Raw genomic sequence first — 19,133 nt, 5'->3', positions numbered from 1 at the left:
TATTTCCAACTGATGAAATGTTATACTCTAAAGTATGACACAGTTGGCGGTGAAAAAATGGATACCAAACAAATAACGGTGACGGAAGCGCTGAAATTTGCCAGACATGATTTTTTGAATGAGCTTCAGCTAATATTATTATATATCGATTTGGATAATAAGGAAGAAGCGCGGAAGGCGATTTTAGGAGCGACGGAACGGCAACGCTCCATGGCTATGCTGGAAAGGCTACGCATGCCTTCGGTAGAGGAATGGCTGAATACGTTTGATTGGGTCCATACTGAATTCTCAAAACGGATTGAGTGCGATATTGTGGCAGCTGCTGATCGGGCAGTGGACGATCGGGCAGTGGCAGACTATTTGGAAACAGTAGTTCAATCGGTCGCGGCCGTTTTGAATCCTTTGGATGATCATGAGTTGATCATTCACGTATCAGCAACTGATTCGGAGTGGAGCATCCAAATGGAACTGGAAGAAACAGTGCCTGTCGTATGTCCGGCTATTACAGGCAATTTAAATATTGCGATTACGGAAACGGCCGATGATGGCCAATGGACGTTCACGATCAGTGGACGATAGGAGGAAGAATTATGTTTGTCGATCATGTAAAAGTATATGTCAAAGGCGGGGATGGCGGAGACGGGATGGTTGCGTTCCGCCGTGAAAAGTACGTCGCATACGGCGGCCCTGCCGGCGGTGACGGAGGCAAAGGAGGCGATGTCGTTTTCATCGTCGACGAAGGATTGCGGACGTTGATGGATTTTCGTTATCAGCGCCATTTCAAAGCGCCGCGTGGAGAGCATGGCGGCAGTAAGAACAAACATGGCCGCGGAGGAGAAGATATGGTTGTCAAGGTTCCTCCTGGCACAGTCGTCAAGAATGCCGAGACAGACGAAATCATTGCGGATCTAGTTGAGCATGGACAAACAGCTGTCATTGCAAAAGGCGGACGCGGCGGACGAGGAAATTCCCGGTTTGCGACACCACAGAATTCAGCGCCAGAGCTGTCGGAAAAAGGAGAGCCGGGCGTGGAAAGGGAAATCGTGCTGGAACTGAAAGTTTTGGCAGACGCAGGTCTGGTCGGATTTCCAAGCGTCGGCAAATCGACGCTGCTTTCGGTTGTCTCAGCAGCGAAGCCGAAAATTGCCGATTATCATTTTACGACGCTGGTCCCGAATTTGGGAATGGTTGAAACAGTGGACAACCGGACCTTCGTGCTTGCGGATTTGCCTGGATTGATTGAAGGGGCGCATGAAGGCGTCGGGTTAGGGCATCAATTCCTTCGTCATATCGAGCGGACACGCGTCATCATACATGTGATCGATATGTCTGGATTGGAAGGACGAGATCCGTATGAAGATTACACAACGATTAATGCGGAGCTGGAGCAATACAATTTACGGTTGATGGAGCGTCCGCAGGTCATCGTGGCCAATAAGATGGACATGCCGGATTCGGAAGAGAACTTACAACTGTTCAAAGAGAAGCTGAACGATGAGTCCATCCGGATATTCCCGATTTCAGCGATCACCCGCCAAGGGCTGGATGATTTGCTGTTTGCGGTAGCTGACTTGCTTGAGACGACACCGGAATTCCCGATGTACGAAGAGCATGATGAAGAAGAACATTCGGTCATGTATAAGCATGAGAGCGAAACGCCTGACTTCAAAATCACTCGCGATGATGACGGCGCCTATGTACTGTCCGGTTATACGCTTGAACGCTTGTTCAAGATGACGGATTTCAATTTCGATCAATCTGTCCGGAAATTTGCAAGACAAATGCGCGGCATGGGAGTCGACGATGCGCTTCGTGAGCGAGGAGCACAGGATGGCGATATCGTCCGGATCCTTGATTTTGAATTTGAATTCATCGAATAAGAGAGAAGACCTGTAATTACGGTCCGTTTGGGGGAGGCGTGCTATGAATCCGCTTGGAAAAGGACAATTTTATCTTGTGCGGGAAGACGTTTTAACGGAATCGATGCAAAAGATGCTCGAGGCAAAGCGACTGCTTGCGAGCGGGGAAGAACGGACGATCCAAGAAGCAACAAAACGGGTCGGCCTGTCCCGGAGTGCTTATTATAAATATCGGGATACGGTATTCCCGTTCGAATCCATCGCCAGAGAGCGCATTCTGACGATCTTCATTCAGCTGGAAGATCGTCAAGGGTCTCTTGCGACCATTCTTCAAATCATTTCAGATGCAAGGTGCAATGTTCTGACGATCCACCAGACGATTCCGGTACAGGGCCGTGCAAATATTACGTTATCGTTGGATGTGACGGAAATGCCATTAAAAATGGATGAATTCATGCAGCGCATGAAAGCGCCAAATTTTATCGATTCCGTTCACTTGATCAGTTCAGGCGCACTTTGAATTGGCTAGGAGGTTTATCATGGCTAAGGACAAATTTACACCATCGGTCGCTTATTTAGGACCTGAGGCATCGTTCACGCATGTAGCAGCAACACAATTATTCGAAGAGGCAGGCCTCGTGCCGCATCCGACAATTCCCGACTGTATCGAAGCTGTTTCTGCCGGGCATGTCGCCTACGCGATCGTCCCGCTCGAAAATGCTCTTGAGGGTTCAGTACCGTTAACAATTGATTATTTATTTCATGGGAGCGAACTGTTTATTAATGCGGAAATATCGACTCCTATTGAACAACATTTAATGGTGAATATATTACATAAGAATGGTAGCGGAAAAGTGGAATCTGTCCACTCTCATCCGCACGCGCTCGCGCAATGCCATAAATATTTGCAATACCATTACCGGCGTGTTCCGCTTATCCAAACAACCTCTACAGCGGCTGCCGCGAAATACGTAGCTGAGCATCCCGAACAACGGATTGCAGCCATCGGGAACCGATTGGCTGCCGAAAAATACGATTTGCATATTGCTGAGGAAAGCATTCATGATTTTCGTTTTAATCATACCCGGTTCGTTGTCCTGTCATTGCGTAAAGGCCAGCTTGAACTGGACACCCACTCCGGACAGCCAAAGACAACGCTGATGGTGAAGCTGCCAGAAGATGATCGGTCAGGGGTGCTGCATCAAATTCTATCCGTTTTCGCCTGGCGTAAATTGAATTTAAGTAAAATTGAATCCCGTCCTTTAAAGACAGGGCTGGGAAATTACTTTTTTATCATCGATGTTATGGAATCGGAAGAACATCCGATGATGAAAGGCGCGATGGAGGAACTAGCCGCTCTTCATTGCTCGGTTCGATCATTCGGCACATATTTCACATATGCATAATAAACGCCACGTTCAAAATTTTGAACGTGGCTTTTTATGTATATTGGCAGTTCTCCGGCAGTATACATGGGAGTAAGGATGCCTAACGAAATTAAAGGTCACAAATACGGGCGTTCGTTCATACGATGGATTGATGGAAGGGGGATTTTTTTAGTGGAAGTCCATGTAGTGGTAAAAGGGGATACATTATGGAAAATCGCAAGGCAGTATGGGATTCCCTTTGAAGAGTTGAAACGGGTGAACGCCCATTTGGCGAACCCGGATTATATTGTGCCAGGAATGAAGATCTTTTTGCCTGCGAAACATGAACACCAAGGAAAACCAGGAACGACATTACCTAAAACAAAAGGGGAAGCGGTAAAGCCCCAGCAAAAACCGGCCCAGCCATCTAAACCGACGACTCCGGCGCCTCCTATTCCGCTGCCGACTGCAGAGGAATCACCAGAAGTGCCAAAGCCGCCAACGATGAAGCCGCCGAGTGCAACGAAACCGCCTAGCCCGACCAAGCCGCCTAGCTCAGAAAGGCCGCCAAGTATGAAGCCGCCTGTTTCAAAGCCGCCGACCATGACACCGATACCGCCAACACCACAGATGCCGCCAATGCCGCCGTCCATGCCGACTCCGGAAGAGGAATCACCAACAGTCCAAACACCACAAATGCCGCCGGTAGCGATGCCGTATCCAATGCCGATGCCATATCCAATGCCGCAATACATTCAACCGATCTTTACGATTCCATGTGGATGTATGCCGTGTTTTGATGTCGATTGCCATCAGCATATGCATCCGATGCAGCACCACCACATGCAAATGCCACAAATGCCAATGCAAATGCCACAGATGCAAATGCCGCAAATGCCAATGCCGCAAATGCCAATGCAGATGCCGCAAATGCAAATGCCATACATGCCTGAAATGAAGGAAGAATGCAAGGAAGAGTCTCCAATCTGTCCAGGGCAGGCACCAGGTGCGTTCCCGCCGCAATATCCGATGTCGGGTGGATGGAAAATGGTGGAGTCCCCGATGTTTGAAAAAGAAGAGAAGGAATCACCGATGATGCAGCAGCAATGGGAGGAATCCGTCCACTGTCCGCCTGAACAGGGATATGTGCCTCAAATGATTTCGCCTGCTCAAAACCAGCCATTTCACATTTATCCAATGCATCCGCAGCCTTACCAATTCGGTTGCAGTCAAGGCTGTGACTGTGGCTGCGGACAACAGCCTATGCATGTTTCACCAATGTACCAGCATCCTTGCTGGGGCATGCCGGCACCATGTTATGGACCGTGTCATCCGATGCCGGTAGCTGGTCCACATTACGGTTACAACTCGTACGGAGCTTACTGACCGGCGTATGACGCTGGAGCCCAATGTCAAGCAGATCAAAGATAATGTGTGGAAAGTGGAAGAGGCCGGCACGAAATATTCATTGAAGCAATATCGTTCCATGTCCACTGCCGTCAAAGTGAAATATGTCCATGAAGAATTGGAGAAATTGAATTTTCCTCATATCGTGCCATTACTGCCGACGGAGGATCAGTTGTTGCTAAAACAGCCATGGCTAGAAAATGCGAGGCCGGTCAGCTACAAACGCCGGGCGGATCGAACAGATTCTTTAACTGCATTGCGGGAACTCCACCAGACAGACCGGCATTTTAATTGGAAGGCGTCACCCTATTTGCATACCTATCCATTAATGATGAAATGGACGGACCGGCTTAGCCGATTCCTCGATCATCGAGCTTTTTTTCAACAACTGATTGGTGTCCGCCGAGTACAGGAAATCATTTTTTATGCAAAGGAAGCGCTGCCGATTGTCAAGCAACACGCCAAAGAAGCAATCGGGCAGCACACCTTACTGCATGGAGACGTCGTGCACCATAATATTCTTCGGGATGAAAATGGGGTAATTCGTTTAATTGATTTCGATCTGGCTTGCTCCTCACATCCGGATACCGAGCTGGCGTTATGGAGCCATCGGGTGTTACCGCATGTGTCCTACAATGTCGAATTTCTCTTTGATGAACAACAGGCGCTTGACAAGATGAACCGAAGTGCAAAAGCGATGCTATTGTATCCAAATGAAATACTCAGGGAATGGCTTCATCTCTTGACACTGCCCGAACACAATCAGCAAAAGCTGGCGAGGCAGCTGATCCCGTTTACGGAAGCCGCATTATTTGCTTGGCCGAAGTTATGGTATGACGTGGAAAAAAGGATGAAGTAATTTGAGGAGCCCATTATCTACACTACCTATTCGGCGGAATGTTTCCTTTTGTTTGGAACAGGAAACGATCGTTTAATTCGGATGAGAACGATTGGAAAGAGATAACTGGATGGCCGCTCTTGCAGCGGCTCTTTTTTTGTTTGGATTAATGGTATGTTTGATTAAATTTTTTGGTGCTACTGGGTGTATGGTGATTGGTTAGCGCGGGTGCAGGGCGGTTATGCTTGGGTGTCGTGAGTTAATGCGTGGGTGCGTGTTGGTTATGCTCGGGTGTCATTGGTCAATGCGCGGGTGCGGGGTGGTTGTGCTTGGGTGTCGTGAGTTTATGCGCGGGTGCGTGTTGGTTATGCTCGGGTGTCGTGGGCCAATGCTTGGGTGCATGTTAGTTATGCTCGGTTAATGAAAATTAATATATAGACGCAATTCTGCATAGGCACGGATGGTTACATGTTTATGCACAGATACGTGGACGTAATCGCACCAAATAAAAAAGAACGGATGACAGATAATACTTTCATTTCTCTTACATGCAATCTATTGCTCTTGGATAGGTAGAAAACCCGTTCGTATGCTATAATCGTAATATTGATGTAGGGGGAGAGTACTTTGTACGATTATATAAAAGGCAAGGTTACGCGCGTGACGCCGGAATACATAACGCTGGAACAAGGCGGAATCGGATATCAGATTATGACACCGAACCCTTATGTGTTCCATCAGACGGAAGAGATCCAGCAAGTTTTCACATATATGCATGTTAGGGAAGATATGCAATGGCTGTTAGGCTTCAAGACGTTGGAGCAGCGAGAGCTGTTCAAAAAATTGATAACTGTGTCCGGTATTGGCCCGAAAGGCGCATTGGCCATTTTGGCGAGCGGCATTCCTTCGCAAGTCGTCGGGGCGATCGAACGGGAGGATGAAAGTTTCCTGACCAAATTCCCAGGGGTGGGCAAGAAGACAGCACGCCAGATGATTTTGGATTTGAAAGGGAAATTGCATGATCTGTTTCTTGAGATTGATATGCCAGGGGACGAGCCATCCCTGTTATCGATGGCTGAAAACGATGATTTGGAAGAGGCGCTGCTGGCGCTCGAAGCACTTGGGTATTCCGCTAGGGAACTGTCGAAAGTGAAACCGCATCTTCAAAAAGAGGAGCGCGACACGGAAGGCTATATGAAATTGGCTTTGCAGCTTTTATTGAAACAGAAATAGAGATGAAAGGAGGGGGCTTGGATGGAGCGGGTTGTATCCAGTGAACATTCCCATTTTGATGAAGGATTTGAGCAGTCGCTCAGGCCGCAGACATTGTCACAATATATTGGACAGGCTCAGGTGAAAGAAAATCTGAGCATTTTCATCGAGGCGGCCAAAGGACGTAATGAGAGTTTGGATCATGTTCTGCTTTATGGGCCTCCGGGACTTGGCAAGACGACGCTTGCAGCCGTTATTGCGAATGAAATGGGTGTGAATGTCCGGATGACGAGCGGTCCTGCAATCGAACGTCCTGGTGATCTGGCGGCAGTCGTGTCTTCCCTGGAACCGGGCGATGTCCTTTTCATCGATGAGATCCATCGGTTGAATCGGGCCATTGAAGAAGTCCTTTATCCGGCAATGGAGGATTTTTGCCTAGATATCGTTGTCGGCAAAGGGCCGGCTGCCAAATCAATCCGGCTCGATCTGCCTCCGTTCACATTGATAGGCGCAACGACGAGAGCCGGCTCCTTATCGGCTCCGCTGCGAGATCGCTTCGGAGTGCCGCTGCGGCTGGAATATTATGAAGTGAAACCTCTGCAAGAAATCATCCAGCGCAGCGCGGGTCTGTTTGACGTGGAAATCATGGAAAGCGCCGCGGAAGAAATTGCGAGGCGTTCTCGTGGCACCCCGCGAATCGCCAACCGGCTATTGCGGCGTGTCCGGGATTATGCGCAAGTGCGTGGAAATGGCACGATTGATGAAATTATCGTCAAAGAAGCGCTGGAAATGCTGCAGGTCGATTCACATGGTCTCGACCATATTGACCATAAACTGCTCAAAAGCATGATCGAGCGGTTTCGTGGAGGTCCGGTCGGATTGGATACAATTTCGGCGAGCATCGGCGAAGAATCCATAACGATTGAGGATGTCTACGAGCCTTATCTTTTGCAGATCGGCTTTTTGCAGCGGACACCTCGGGGCAGAATCGCTACACGCTTAGCCTATGAGCATTTCGGTTATGCTTACGGGGAGAATGAATAAAGACCTGGATACACTTAATTTAACATAAGGGAGTAACTGGACGAATGGATGTAAATGATTTTGATTTTGAACTTCCGGAAGAATTGATCGCTCAAACGCCTCTTGCTGATCGGACGGCGAGCCGGCTGATGCTGTTCGATCGCGAGACTGGTGAAGTGGAACATAAAATCTTTCGGGATATTGTAGATGAACTCGAGGAGGGCGATCTAATCGTCCTTAACAATACAAAGGTGTTGCCGGCCCGCTTGATCGGTACGAAAGAGGATACAGGCGCTTCCATTGAGCTCTTGTTGTTGAAGGAAACAGGAGAGGATCAGTGGGAAACGCTTGTCAAACCTGCCAAGCGAGTCAAACCGGGAACGGTCGTATCCTTTGGTGATGGCAGATTGAAAGCGGAATGTGTAGAAGTGCTGGAACAGGGAGGGCGGATTTTCAAGTTCGTCTACGAAGGGATTTTTTATGAAATTTTGGATGCCCTCGGCCAAATGCCTTTGCCTCCATATATTACAGAAACGCTTGAAGACCAATCCCGTTATCAGACGGTATTTGCGAAGGAGAGGGGTTCTGCTGCGGCACCGACCGCCGGCCTTCATTTCACGGAAGAGATATTACAGCGGATTCGGGAAAAAGGTGTCGGGATTGCCTTTATCACCCTGCATGTCGGGCTCGGGACATTCCGTCCGGTCAGCTCGGATACGATCGAGGATCATACGATGCATTCCGAATACTATAATGTCACGGAGGAAGCCGCGGACGCTATCAACTCTGCAAAAGAAAACGGCGGCCGTGTGTTTGCTATCGGAACGACATCCGCGCGAACATTGGAAACAATCGCAAGCGCCAATAACGGGAAAATTGTGGCTTCCAGCGGCTGGACATCCATTTTCATCTACCCTGGGTATGAATTCAGTATTTTGGATGGATTGTTGACAAACTTCCATTTGCCAAAATCGACATTGATTATGCTCGTTTCCGCTCTTTCTTCTCGGGAGCATATTTTAGCAGCTTATAATGAGGCGGTTGAACAACGCTACCGATTCTTCAGTTTCGGGGATGCGATGTTCATCAGAACGCCAAAAAGAAAGGATTAATTTCATGGCAGCCATTACGTACGAACATATTAAAACTTGTAAACAAACAGGCGCCCGGCTTGGTATTGTCCATACGCCGCATGGTTCATTTGAAACGCCTGCCTTCATGCCGGTCGGAACATTGGCCACTGTCAAGACCATGTCTCCAGAAGAATTGAAACAGATCGGAGCCGGCATTATTCTGAGCAACACGTATCATCTTTGGCTTCGTCCGGGTCACGAGGTCATCCGGGAAGCGGGCGGTCTCCATAAATTCATGAACTGGGACCGGCCTATTTTAACTGATTCTGGCGGATTTCAAGTATTTTCTTTAAGTGATTTCCGTAAGATAGAAGAAGAAGGCGTGCATTTCAGGCATCACCTGAATGGCAGCAAGCTGTTCCTGAGTCCAGAAGGCGCGATGGAAATCCAAAACGCGCTCGGATCGGATATTATGATGGCATTTGATGAGTGTCCGCCGTATCCTGCAACCTACGAATATATGAAGTCCAGCGTGGAGCGCACGTCCAGATGGGCTGAACGATGCCTTCAGGCGCATGCGCGTCCTGAGGATCAAGGACTGTTCGGCATTGTGCAGGGCGGTGAATTTGAAGAGCTCCGCAAGCAGAGTGCGAAGGATCTCGTCTCCCTTGATTTTCCGGGATATGCGATCGGAGGATTGTCTGTCGGGGAACCGAAAGACATTATGAACCGCGTGCTGGAGTTCACAACACCATTGTTGCCAGCTGACAAACCGAGATATTTGATGGGTGTCGGGTCTCCTGATTCATTAATTGACGGGGCGATCCGCGGCGTGGACATGTTTGACTGCGTACTGCCTACTCGGATTGCACGAAACGGCACATTGATGACAAGTGAAGGACGTCTTGTCGTCAAAAATGCAAAGTTTGAACGTGATTTTGGTCCGCTTGATCCGAACTGCGATTGCTATGCATGCAAAAATTATAGCCGGGCGTACATTCGCCATCTGATTCGCGCAAATGAAACCTTTGGCCTTCGTTTGACGTCCTATCATAACCTCCACTTCCTCCTGAATTTAATGGAGAAAGTGCGTGAGGCGATACGGAACGACCGCTTAGGCGACTTCCGTGAAGAGTTTTTTGAACAATACGGATTTAACAAACCAAATGCAAAAAACTTTTGAATCTTGTATAATAAATATTGAGTAGAGGGGGGATATTTTTTGGGTGGTCAGTATAGCAGCATTATTATGCTCGTAGTCATGTTCGCAATTATGTGGTTCTTGCTCATCCGTCCTGCACAAAAGAGACAGAAGCAGACGCGTACTATGCAAGAATCATTAAAACGTGGAGATAAGGTCATCACGATCGGCGGTCTTCATGGAACGATCGACGCGGTTGATGAATCATCTGTATTTTTGAAAGTGCAAGATGGGACAACTCTCCAATTTGATAAACAAGCAGTTGGACGTGTAATCGAAACGAGCCAATCCTAAAAAAACAGAGATGCTGCCTTGCGGTTTAACCGCTTAGGTGAGCATCTCTTTTTGATTCTGGACATTTGTTGTATAGGCGCAAGCGTGTGAAGGGTATCCTTTCTTGGAAAGGAGGAGGCCCATGAGCAACTTGTTCCAAACCGGATTTCGGACTGTATTTTTATACATTCTGATATTAATCATCATGCGATTGATGGGGAAGCGGGAGGTTGGTGAATTAAGCGTCATCGACATCGTCGTTTTTGTCATCATGGCCGAAGTGGCTGCCTTCGCATTGGAATCACCGGACCAGCCATTAATCGAGTCCATCGTCCCCATTATTATCTTGCTCCTCATACAGCTGATTACATCTTTCATATCTTTGAAAAGTAAAAAGTTCAGGGATTTAGTGGACGGCGACCCAACGATGATCATTGAGGATGGAAAGATACTTGAAAGTGAAATGCGCAAGCAACGCTATAATTTGGATGATTTATTCCAACAGCTTCGAGAACAGCAAGTCGGTTCGATTCAAGATGTCACCCATGCCTTTCTGGAACCCTCGGGCAATCTATCCGTCTTTACAACAGATCAAACAGAGCCAGTCCTGGCCCTCATTTCGGATGGTGTCATTCAACAGCGCCATCTCACTCAAATGGGAAAAACGGAAGACTGGATGCTAAAGGAGCTAAAATCTCAAGGTGTTGAGGACTACAGGCATGTCTTTTATTGCTCATATGAAAAAGGAAAACTCCACTTTCAGCTGAAAGAAGAGTTTCAGTGATTTTTGACCAGCCTTTTTAGCATGAGGAAGTCGTTCTTTTTCACTTGCCCTAATACAAGTAGAATGACCATTAAGAAGGAAGTTGTAATAAGACATTCTGCTATCAGCCCGTACTTGCCCACCGGAATGAAAATCGGCCTGAGCACAGCGGTTGCGATAAAGGAGACATAGGGAAGGGCAAACATCGTAAAACCTGCCGCTGCTGCCTTGTTTTTACGCAATGTCGCCACATGAAGAAAAGATGTCACCAATACACCAAACCCGATGGCCAGTACAGCTCCGGTTTCTTGCAGGCCGGGTTGGGAAGCGAGTACGAACATGACGCCGAGTTTGGCAATGCCGCCATAAACGGAATTCATCATGCCGGCTTTTGCGTCGCCCGTCGCCTGCAAAATGGAGTATAACGGACTTTGGATATAGTAGAAAAAGAAAATGGGTGCAAGCAGAGACATATACTGCGCCCCGTCGGAAACGCGAAACAGCTTGACTGCCATCGCATGTCCGTGTACATAAAAAACGGCGGCCGCGAAAGCTCCCGTCAAAGCAGAAAGACGGAGGGCGAGATGAACCCGTTCTTTCAGCTTGCTCTTATTGCTTGTAGCTGCGGCACCGCTGACAGCCGGTACAAGGACAACAGAGAGCGCATAAGGGATGAATGACGGAAACAAGAGTAACGGGATGAGAACGCCGGAGATGACCCCATACAAAGAGGTGGCCGCAACGGCACCGACACCTGCCATGGAAAGGGCACGCAAGAAAATGATCGGCTCCAGAAACCAGGTGAACGTACCAAATAATCGGCTGCCTGAAGAAGGGAGCGCGATCGAAAGAAGAGGTTCCATCGGATATCGGTGAACTTCCTTATTGGCGATTGGTTCTTTTCTTTTGTGCTTATGGTATTTATAAAATAAGTAAAGTACGGACAAGCCTTCCGCGAGCAAGGTAATGCCCATGGCGTAGGCTGCGTTCATCGGGCTGTTTCCTTCGATGAGGAATGTTGGCAGCATCCAGGTGATTAGTGCAATTCGGCAAATCTGTTCAATGATTTGCGACCAAGCGGTTTCTTCGATGCGGACAATCCCTTGAAAATACCCACGGATGAGCCCGCCGATCGCGGCGATGGGAATGATGGCAATGCCGACATAGAGGGCCGATGATGTGGCGCTATTGCCTAAAAGTGTTTCGGATAAATAAGGTACGAACAAGATGGAAGCCGGTATGAACACTACAGCCGTCAATATGGTGATGAATGTGGCGGTTTTCATGACAGCTGGCAATTTGGCTGTTTCACCTTTCGCCTTCAGTTCCGCTATTACTTTGGCTATAGCAATCGGTACGCCCAATTGGACGAGTGATAGAAAAAAGATGAAAGCGGGATAAGCGGTCATATAAATTCCTACGGCTTCCTCTCCCGCCACCCGCATAAATTGGATGCGATATACGAATCCAAGCAGCTTCGTTGTAAAGACTGCGACCATTAGAATGGCTGTGCCGCGAATGAATGTAGACATTTACCAAACATCTCCTTCTCAATTCCGATCGTTTCGTATACACTAAACCTATGCGGAGAAATGACCGTTTACGACTAGCCCGAAAATGAATGGGGGATGACGATAATGGAACACAAAGATATTTTCGAACATGCACTTCCTGCAATTGAAAGCAAGCGCAATGAATTCCATCTATATGGATATGATACGGTGAAGGAAGAAGATATTTGGACCTATTGCATCCGCAAGAGATGGAGGAAAAAGGACGTAGGATCGATGCGGATTCATGAAGTGATCAACGATATTCTGAAACTGACGCCAGCGGAATTTATGACCTATACGCAGATTGAGGAACAGAGGGAATCCAATTGGTTTTCTGATTTAAACAGCGATGAATTGCAGCTGTTATTAGCTCCGAAAAACAAGGGAAATTGATGGGGTAAATCCGTCCAACCATTTGACAATGGGGCTTTGCTGTCTCATAATTGGTGTGTTGCATTTTTAATTATACATCTTCTGTAATTTTAATAGGATAAGCGGATAGTTGACTGATCCATCCGAACAGCCATTTGATTTTATTTTGGAAGGGGGCGTGGATTGAAGGATCCTGTCAACGTCTGTTAAGTATGTAGTAGGCAAGTTGGAGTATGACCATATTCATTAACTGTATGCAGCTGATGATCATTTAACTGTGTACAGAGGGGGAAATTCATTATGAAGAAAAGAGGACGTATTGTATCGTTCTTATTGTTGCTCGTACTACTCGGTTCTTTAATCGGTTCTACGACCAACTCGATTTTAAAAGATGTTAACTTAGGTCTTGATCTGCAGGGCGGATTTGAAGTGCTTTATCAAGTTGAACCGCTCAAGAAAGGCCAGAAAATAACCGAAGAAGTCGTCAATGATACACAACGAGCGTTGCGCAACCGTGTTGACGTACTCGGTGTCAGCGAGCCGAGCATTCAGATTGAATCCGGTAATCGGATCCGTGTCCAATTGGCTGGTGTCGAAGACCAGGAATCGGCTCGGAAATTACTTTCTACGCAAGCGAATCTTACTTTCCGTGATGCAAACGATAATTTGTTGCTCGATGGAACGGATTTGAAGCAAGGAAAGGCGAAAGCCAATTTTGGAGAGACAGGCAATCCAGTCGTTACATTGGAAATGAAGGATCCGGACAAGTTCGGTGAAATCACATCTCGAGTAGCTCAAATGGCTCCTGATAATGTAATGGTTATCTGGCTTGATTTTGAAGAAGGAAAGGATTCTTTCCGCGAAGAAGCGAAAAAGGAAAAGCCGAAATTCATTTCAGCTCCTTACGTTAAACAGACAATCAATTCTTCAAACGTTGAAATCTCCGGTAGCTTCACAACCGATGAAACGAAAAATTTAGCAGGTATTTTGAATGCAGGCGCATTGCCAGTTCATTTAGAAGAAAAATATTCGACTTCTGTCGGAGCTCAGTTCGGGGAGCAGGCATTGGATAAGACGATTTTTGCCGGTATTGTCGGTATTGCGTTAATCTTCATTTTCATGCTGTTCTATTACCGTCTGCCAGGTTTTGTAGCTGTTGCGACATTGTCAGTATATATCTATCTGATTTTGCTGGTCTTCACGTTAATTAATGGGGTTCTCACACTCCCGGGCATTGCGGCCCTCATGCTCGGTGTCGGTATGGCAGTGGATGCGAACATCCTGACATACGAACGGATCCGTGAGGAACTGCGCGTGGGCAAATCAGTGAAAACGGCATTCCATGCTGGTTCGAAGTCATCGTTCACAGCCATCTTGGATGCCAACATCACCACATTGCTTGCAGCAGTTGTTCTCTTCATATTCGGGACAAGCTCGGTTAAAGGGTTTGCAACAATGTTGATTATCAGCATTGCAGTCAGCTTCCTCACTGCGGTTTGGGGCTCCCGTCTCTTGTTAGGCCTACTCGTAAACAGCGGAATGCTCGACGGCAAAACTGGTTTGTTCGGCATTTCGAAGAAACGTGTGCATGCGCCTGATGAAGAAGTGGACACGCTTGACTTGACAACGAAATTCGATCGCTTCGATTTCGTACATGCACGAAAACGTTTTTACACCATCTCCATCGTTCTAATTGTTGCCGGTATTGTGGCGCTTGGCATTTTTAAATTGAATTTGGGAATCGATTTCTCGAGTGGTACCCGTGTAGAAATATTATCGGATAAGTCACTGACGACGGAAGAAGTGTCCAAGTCACTTGAGGGCATTGGCCATTCAACAGATGACATCGTCATTTCCGGTGACAAGAAAGAAATTGGGGTTGCCCGGTTTAAACAGGAATTTAAGCAAGAAGAAGTTAATAAAATTAAAGCGGATCTCAAGGCGAAATACGGTCATGAACCGAACGTTTCGACCGTCTCTGACACAGTAGGGAAGGAACTTGTAAGAAATGCTTTGAAAGCATTGTTGTATGCAGCTCTTGGGATTGTCGTCTATGTGGCGCTGCGATTCGAATGGCGCATGGGTGTTTCAGCCATCGTCGGCTTGCTGCATGATGCATTCTTCATGGTCGCCGTCTTCAGCTTGTCGCGTTTGGAAGTGGATATCACCTTCATCGCAGCGGTTCTGACAATCGTCGGTTATTCGATTAACGATACGATTGTTACGTTTGACCGGATCCGTGAGAACTTGAACCGTGTTGGCCATATTGACAATGCAGACCATTTGGCGGATATTGTGAATAAATCGTTGCGCCAGACGCTTGGACGTTCGGTTAATACGGTACTGACAGTCGTCATCGTTGTCGTTGCCTTGATCTTCTTAGGTGCCGAGTCAATCCGTCCATTCTCGATCGCTCTTTTGATCGGTCTATTTGCAGGAACGTATTCCTCCATCTATATTTCAGCACAGATCTGGTACGATCTGAAGGTGAAGGAAATGAAAAAAGCTGGAAAATTGCAAGTGAAAAAAGACAAAAAACAATGGGGTTCAGACGAGCCGGTTGTGTAATACGTTATGTTTCGGAAGAACAGGGTATACGAAATGGTATATCCTGTTTTTCTATGCCAAGGGGGACGTTTAGATGAAGACACAATGGGGATTAATTTTTGGTATCGTTTTTGCAATTATCATCGCAGTTTTCGCTGTTGTGAATGTCAATGCCGTTGAAGTGAACTATGTCGTTGGCACAGGACATTTGCCACTTATACTTGTAATCTTGTTTTCTGCCTTGTTGGGAGCCGCCATCAGCAGCATGATTGCCATGATCAAGTCTGTCTCCCTTCAACGCAAACTAAATGAACAATTAAAAGAGATGAATGCCAAAGAAATTCAAATCGCCATGCAGCAAAATGAGATCGCTGCCCTGCAAAAGGAAGTACCGACGGAAAATGATAATGAAACGATATGATAGCAGTGATGATGGGATGCGAGTCAGTCCCATCATCTTTTTTTACGGCAATTTATTGTCAAGATATAGTATTCCTTTATGTGCATCCAACCTTTCGATATAATAGGATCAGAAGGAAGTGAGAGTTTTGATTGAGTCGATGAAAAACTGGAAAGTTCGACGTCCTGATGACAAGATTGTGAATGCACTGATAGACGAGCTTGGCATTCCGTCCATCCATGCGAAAATTCTCGCCTCCCGTGGATTGACAGAAGCGAAGGAAGTCCAATCATTTTTACATATGAATCAAGATAGTTTACATGATCCATTTCTCCTTTATGATATGGATAAAGCAGTGGAACGTATTCAGAGAGCGATTGCCGATCAAGAAAAAATCGTCGTGTATGGGGATTATGACGCGGATGGCGTAACAAGCGTAACGGTCATGACAACGGCGATCGAAAGACTTGGTGGAGATGTAGACTTTGCTATACCTGATCGGTTTAAGCATGGCTACGGGCCTAATAAAGAACTGTTTCAGGAACTTTACGAAGCGGGCGCGAACCTTATTATCACAGTGGATAATGGGATTTCAGGCATTGATCAGATCGCTTTCGCCAAATCGTTAGGCATGGATATTATCGTGACGGATCACCACGAAATCGGCGAACAGCTCCCGGAGGCGGATGCCATCATTCATCCACGTCACCCGGAAGGAGAATATCCATTTGGGGAGCTGGCGGGAGTGGGAGTTGCTTTTAAAGTGGCGACCGCCTTGTTGGGAGAGATCCCCGAAGACTTGCTGGAGATTGCAGCGATTGGAACAATAGCCGATTTGGTCCCGTTACGTGATGAAAACCGGTACATTGTGAAAGAAGGCATTCGGCGCATGCGCCATACCGGGCGCCCTGCTATCCAGGCGCTATCGAAAGTTTCTTCAACTGAACAGGCGGCCATTACCGAAGAAACAATTGGTTTCGGGATTGGCCCGCGGTTGAATGCACCGGGTCGTCTCGGCAGTGCAGCGCCGGCCGTCCAGCTGCTGAAGTCTGATGATATGATGGAAGCGATTACGCTGGCAGAAGAGTTGGACTCGTTAAACAAGGAAAGGCAAGCACTCGTCTCGTTGATTACCGAACAGGCGAACGAGATGATGGAAACGCTGTATGGCGATATGTTGCCTTATGTTATCGTTCTGGACGGGGAAGGGTGGAATCCTGGTGTAGTCGGTATTGTGGCATCCCGGATGACAGAAAAATATTATCGCCCCTCCATTATCCTATCGGTCGATCATGAGACGGGGATGGCAAAAGGATCAGCCCGAAGCATAGAAGGGTTTGACTTATATAAGGAGTTATCCAAATGTGCCGATTTGCTGCCTCATTTTGGAGGTCACCAAATGGCTGCCGGCATGACGTTGCCTGCTGAGGACGTAGAGACTCTTCGTGAGCGATTGAATGAACAAGGCAAACGGACGCTGTCGGACGAGCTGCTTATTCCAAAACTGCACATTGACGTGCCTATTAAACTGGATGAAATCGAAGTAGATATCATTGATTCGATGGAAACACTCCGGCCATTCGGCATGTCGTTTGAGAAGCCTGTTTTTTTATTGGAGGACGTTTCGGCGACGAGCATCCGGAAAATTGGTGCCTCAAAGGATCATTTGAAAATGGAAGTGGAAGAGGGCGGCCTCAAGTTGGATGCCATTGGCTTTGGGCTTGGCGCCTTGGCGGACGACATGAGCCCGGCTGTAAAGCTATCTCTGACAGGCGATCTCCAGGTGAATGAATGGAACGGCCGTAAAAAGCCCCAACTGTTGCTAGGGGATGTACGTTGTGATGAGCGGCAAATCTTTGATCTCCGCGGAATGCGGGAAGTATCCCGCTGGCTGCCAGCTGTACCGAAGAAGGCCACTGCCTTCATCGCTTTCCATGAGTCGACAGCTCATTCGTACCAGCCGTATATGCCGGAAGAAACGATTTATTGTTTCGGACGGGATGACATACCGGACATGGACAACTTGGTCCTGCTCGATTTACCGAAAGGGGCAGAACCAATGGAGACGTTACTGAATGGCCTGAATCCAAAACGAATTTATGCCCATTTCCACGTCTCGGAATCGAAGTACTTTGAAGGGATACCAGACCGGGAACATTTTGGATGGTATTACAGCTTCCTGAAAAAAAGAGGCAGCTTCCATTTGAAAGAACAAGCTCCCCAGCTATCTAAACATAAAGGATGGAAAATCGAGACGATTTATTTCATGACAAAGGTGTTTTTTGAACTGGGATTTGTTAAGATAGAGGATGGTGTCGTTTTCGTATGCGAGCCGTCGAGCAAACGAAATCTCAATGAAGCGCCCGCTTATAAGGAAAGAGAGCGACAAATTGAGATGGAACGCATGTTGTTATACGCCCCGTATATGGAATTGAAACGATGGTTTGATTCTTTGCAGCATGTTCAAAAAGTATAGTGAAAAGTTAGGTATTTGATATAGACAGTTTACGATTAAGCGGGAGCTTATCCTCGATTTCGGAAACGTGGAACTACCTTTTCTCCTCCTTTTTGAACAACGGATGCTTAGACTGATTACGTCTATTGGGAGGAAAAGTAATGGATTTGAAAAGTTATGTGACAATCGTGCCGGATTATCCGAAGGAAGGCATCAGCTTTAAGGATATTACAACAATTATGGATAACGGTGAGGCTTATAAATACGCCACTGATCAAATAGTCGAATTTGCTAAACAGGTGGGAACGGATATTATCGTGGGGCCTGAAGCCCGCGGTTTCATTATCGGCTGTCCGGTTGCATACGCACTGGAAGTCGGATTTGCCCCTGTCCGCAAGCCTGGCAAGCTGCCTCGTGAAACGATAGCAGTGGAGTACGATCTGGAGTATGGCAAAGACTCTTTGACGATCCATAAGGATGCGATCAAACCGGGACAGCGTGTACTGATCGTCGACGATCTTCTAGCGACAGGCGGAACAGTCGGTGCAACAGTTGAGCTTGTTGAGAAACTAGGAGGCGTTGTTGCTGGATGCGCTTTCATTATCGAACTAACGTATTTGAACGGCCGGGAAAAGCTGAAAGGCTACGAAATCCAGTCGCTTATCACATATTGACAAATAGGTCCTTCGCTTGCGAGCGGAGGATCTTTATTATACTTAAAAGTAGGCTTACCCCGTCTTTAGCTAATGCCTCGTCTTTTATTAAATGCAAGCCAGAGACAGAAATGAAG

18 protein-coding genes are annotated in these 19,133 nt (G+C 47.2%); 17 read left to right on the top strand and 1 reads right to left on the bottom strand.

All coding sequences use genetic code 11. From position 1 onward, the window contains the following. The first annotated feature begins 57 nt into the window (after positions 1 to 57). The 12 genes from L7D49_RS15080 to L7D49_RS15025 all read left to right on the top strand — a co-directional run bounded on the left by L7D49_RS15080 (position 58) and on the right by L7D49_RS15025 (position 11,037). Positions 58 to 579 carry a Spo0B domain-containing protein gene (locus L7D49_RS15080; RefSeq protein ID WP_238082271.1) on the top strand — a complete coding sequence of 174 codons (522 nt, stop codon included), beginning with the start codon at positions 58 to 60 and terminating at the stop codon, positions 577 to 579. Between the two features lie 11 nt (positions 580 to 590). Beyond that, positions 591 to 1,880, top strand: a complete 1,290-nt coding sequence (gene obgE, locus L7D49_RS15075) for a GTPase ObgE (RefSeq protein ID WP_238082269.1) — start codon at positions 591 to 593, stop codon at positions 1,878 to 1,880. Between the two features lie 43 nt (positions 1,881 to 1,923). Further along, the gene (locus tag L7D49_RS15070) at positions 1,924 to 2,379 is read left to right on the top strand and encodes an ACT domain-containing protein (RefSeq protein ID WP_238082268.1); all 456 of its coding nucleotides are present in this window, start codon (positions 1,924 to 1,926) and stop codon (positions 2,377 to 2,379) included. A gap of 19 nt (positions 2,380 to 2,398) precedes the next feature. Continuing rightward, complete coding sequence (pheA, locus tag L7D49_RS15065; protein WP_238082266.1) at positions 2,399 to 3,265, top strand: prephenate dehydratase; 867 nt, start codon at positions 2,399 to 2,401, stop codon at positions 3,263 to 3,265. A gap of 153 nt (positions 3,266 to 3,418) precedes the next feature. Next, positions 3,419 to 4,612 carry a LysM peptidoglycan-binding domain-containing protein gene (locus tag L7D49_RS15060; protein WP_238082264.1) on the top strand — a complete coding sequence of 398 codons (1,194 nt, stop codon included), beginning with the start codon at positions 3,419 to 3,421 and terminating at the stop codon, positions 4,610 to 4,612. Positions 4,613 to 4,619: 7 nt separating this feature from the next. Further along, positions 4,620 to 5,492, top strand: a complete 873-nt coding sequence (locus L7D49_RS15055) for an aminoglycoside phosphotransferase family protein (protein ID WP_238082262.1) — start codon at positions 4,620 to 4,622, stop codon at positions 5,490 to 5,492. A gap of 606 nt (positions 5,493 to 6,098) precedes the next feature. Then, on the top strand, positions 6,099 to 6,704 hold the full coding sequence (ruvA, locus tag L7D49_RS15050; protein ID WP_238082260.1) for a Holliday junction branch migration protein RuvA: 606 nt from the start codon (positions 6,099 to 6,101) through the stop codon (positions 6,702 to 6,704). A 21-nt stretch (positions 6,705 to 6,725) separates the two neighbouring features. Continuing rightward, positions 6,726 to 7,727, top strand: a complete 1,002-nt coding sequence (gene ruvB, locus L7D49_RS15045; protein ID WP_238082259.1) for a Holliday junction branch migration DNA helicase RuvB — start codon at positions 6,726 to 6,728, stop codon at positions 7,725 to 7,727. Between the two features lie 44 nt (positions 7,728 to 7,771). Beyond that, positions 7,772 to 8,818 (top strand): tRNA preQ1(34) S-adenosylmethionine ribosyltransferase-isomerase QueA, encoded by a 1,047-nt coding sequence (gene queA / locus L7D49_RS15040; protein WP_238082256.1) that lies wholly within the window; start codon positions 7,772 to 7,774, stop codon positions 8,816 to 8,818. Between the two features lie 4 nt (positions 8,819 to 8,822). After that, entirely contained in the window at positions 8,823 to 9,962 is a 1,140-nt protein-coding gene (gene tgt, locus L7D49_RS15035; RefSeq protein WP_238082254.1) for a tRNA guanosine(34) transglycosylase Tgt, read from the top strand. A gap of 66 nt (positions 9,963 to 10,028) precedes the next feature. After that, positions 10,029 to 10,274 (top strand): preprotein translocase subunit YajC, encoded by a 246-nt coding sequence (gene yajC, locus L7D49_RS15030; protein ID WP_238082798.1) that lies wholly within the window; start codon positions 10,029 to 10,031, stop codon positions 10,272 to 10,274. Positions 10,275 to 10,395: 121 nt separating this feature from the next. Then, on the top strand, positions 10,396 to 11,037 hold the full coding sequence (locus tag L7D49_RS15025; protein ID WP_238082252.1) for a DUF421 domain-containing protein: 642 nt from the start codon (positions 10,396 to 10,398) through the stop codon (positions 11,035 to 11,037). On the opposite strand, the gene L7D49_RS15020 is transcribed toward L7D49_RS15025, so the two are convergent. Further along, the gene (locus L7D49_RS15020) at positions 11,031 to 12,548 is read right to left on the bottom strand and encodes a putative polysaccharide biosynthesis protein (protein ID WP_238082251.1); all 1,518 of its coding nucleotides are present in this window, start codon (positions 12,546 to 12,548) and stop codon (positions 11,031 to 11,033) included. The genes L7D49_RS15025 and L7D49_RS15020 overlap by 7 nt on opposite strands. A gap of 105 nt (positions 12,549 to 12,653) precedes the next feature. Here L7D49_RS15020 and L7D49_RS15015 point away from each other — a divergent pair, with 105 nt between their 5' ends. The 5 genes from L7D49_RS15015 (at position 12,654) to L7D49_RS14995 (ending at position 19,017) form a co-directional block, all read left to right on the top strand. Then, positions 12,654 to 12,962 (top strand): post-transcriptional regulator, encoded by a 309-nt coding sequence (locus tag L7D49_RS15015; RefSeq protein ID WP_238082249.1) that lies wholly within the window; start codon positions 12,654 to 12,656, stop codon positions 12,960 to 12,962. A 279-nt stretch (positions 12,963 to 13,241) separates the two neighbouring features. Next, positions 13,242 to 15,509, top strand: a complete 2,268-nt coding sequence (secDF, locus tag L7D49_RS15010) for a protein translocase subunit SecDF (RefSeq protein WP_238082247.1) — start codon at positions 13,242 to 13,244, stop codon at positions 15,507 to 15,509. 73 nt (positions 15,510 to 15,582) lie between these two features. Next, positions 15,583 to 15,909, top strand: coding sequence for a lipopolysaccharide assembly protein LapA domain-containing protein (locus L7D49_RS15005; RefSeq protein WP_238082245.1), 327 nt, complete (start codon positions 15,583 to 15,585; stop codon positions 15,907 to 15,909). Between the two features lie 127 nt (positions 15,910 to 16,036). After that, the gene (gene recJ, locus L7D49_RS15000) at positions 16,037 to 18,364 is read left to right on the top strand and encodes a single-stranded-DNA-specific exonuclease RecJ (RefSeq protein ID WP_238082243.1); all 2,328 of its coding nucleotides are present in this window, start codon (positions 16,037 to 16,039) and stop codon (positions 18,362 to 18,364) included. A 140-nt stretch (positions 18,365 to 18,504) separates the two neighbouring features. After that, complete coding sequence (locus L7D49_RS14995) at positions 18,505 to 19,017, top strand: adenine phosphoribosyltransferase (RefSeq protein ID WP_238082241.1); 513 nt, start codon at positions 18,505 to 18,507, stop codon at positions 19,015 to 19,017. Positions 19,018 to 19,133 lie beyond the last annotated feature (116 nt).

The sequence above is a fragment of the Sporosarcina cyprini genome (assembly GCF_022048975.1).
Taxonomy (GTDB): domain Bacteria; phylum Bacillota; class Bacilli; order Bacillales_A; family Planococcaceae; genus Sporosarcina; species Sporosarcina cyprini.
This window is presented reverse-complemented; position numbering and strand designations above follow the sequence as displayed.

Bases quoted from the DNA above. Each gene is read 5' to 3' on its own strand.
- obgE (WP_238082269.1), top strand. From the start codon at position 591: ATGTTTGTCGATCATGTAAAAGTATATGTCAAAGGCGGGGATGGCGGA.
- L7D49_RS15070 (WP_238082268.1), top strand. From the start codon at position 1,924: ATGAATCCGCTTGGAAAAGGACAATTTTATCTTGTGCGGGAAGACGTT.
- L7D49_RS14995 (WP_238082241.1), top strand. From the start codon at position 18,505: ATGGATTTGAAAAGTTATGTGACAATCGTGCCGGATTATCCGAAGGAA.
- pheA (WP_238082266.1), top strand. From the start codon at position 2,399: ATGGCTAAGGACAAATTTACACCATCGGTCGCTTATTTAGGACCTGAG.
- L7D49_RS15015 (WP_238082249.1), top strand. From the start codon at position 12,654: ATGGAACACAAAGATATTTTCGAACATGCACTTCCTGCAATTGAAAGC.
- L7D49_RS15005 (WP_238082245.1), top strand. From the start codon at position 15,583: ATGAAGACACAATGGGGATTAATTTTTGGTATCGTTTTTGCAATTATC.
- ruvB (WP_238082259.1), top strand. From the start codon at position 6,726: ATGGAGCGGGTTGTATCCAGTGAACATTCCCATTTTGATGAAGGATTT.
- L7D49_RS15020 (WP_238082251.1), bottom strand. From the start codon at position 12,548: ATGTCTACATTCATTCGCGGCACAGCCATTCTAATGGTCGCAGTCTTT.
- queA (WP_238082256.1), top strand. From the start codon at position 7,772: ATGGATGTAAATGATTTTGATTTTGAACTTCCGGAAGAATTGATCGCT.
- L7D49_RS15025 (WP_238082252.1), top strand. From the start codon at position 10,396: ATGAGCAACTTGTTCCAAACCGGATTTCGGACTGTATTTTTATACATT.
- L7D49_RS15055 (WP_238082262.1), top strand. From the start codon at position 4,620: ATGACGCTGGAGCCCAATGTCAAGCAGATCAAAGATAATGTGTGGAAA.
- L7D49_RS15080 (WP_238082271.1), top strand. From the start codon at position 58: ATGGATACCAAACAAATAACGGTGACGGAAGCGCTGAAATTTGCCAGA.
- yajC (WP_238082798.1), top strand. From the start codon at position 10,029: ATGCTCGTAGTCATGTTCGCAATTATGTGGTTCTTGCTCATCCGTCCT.
- tgt (WP_238082254.1), top strand. From the start codon at position 8,823: ATGGCAGCCATTACGTACGAACATATTAAAACTTGTAAACAAACAGGC.
- secDF (WP_238082247.1), top strand. From the start codon at position 13,242: ATGAAGAAAAGAGGACGTATTGTATCGTTCTTATTGTTGCTCGTACTA.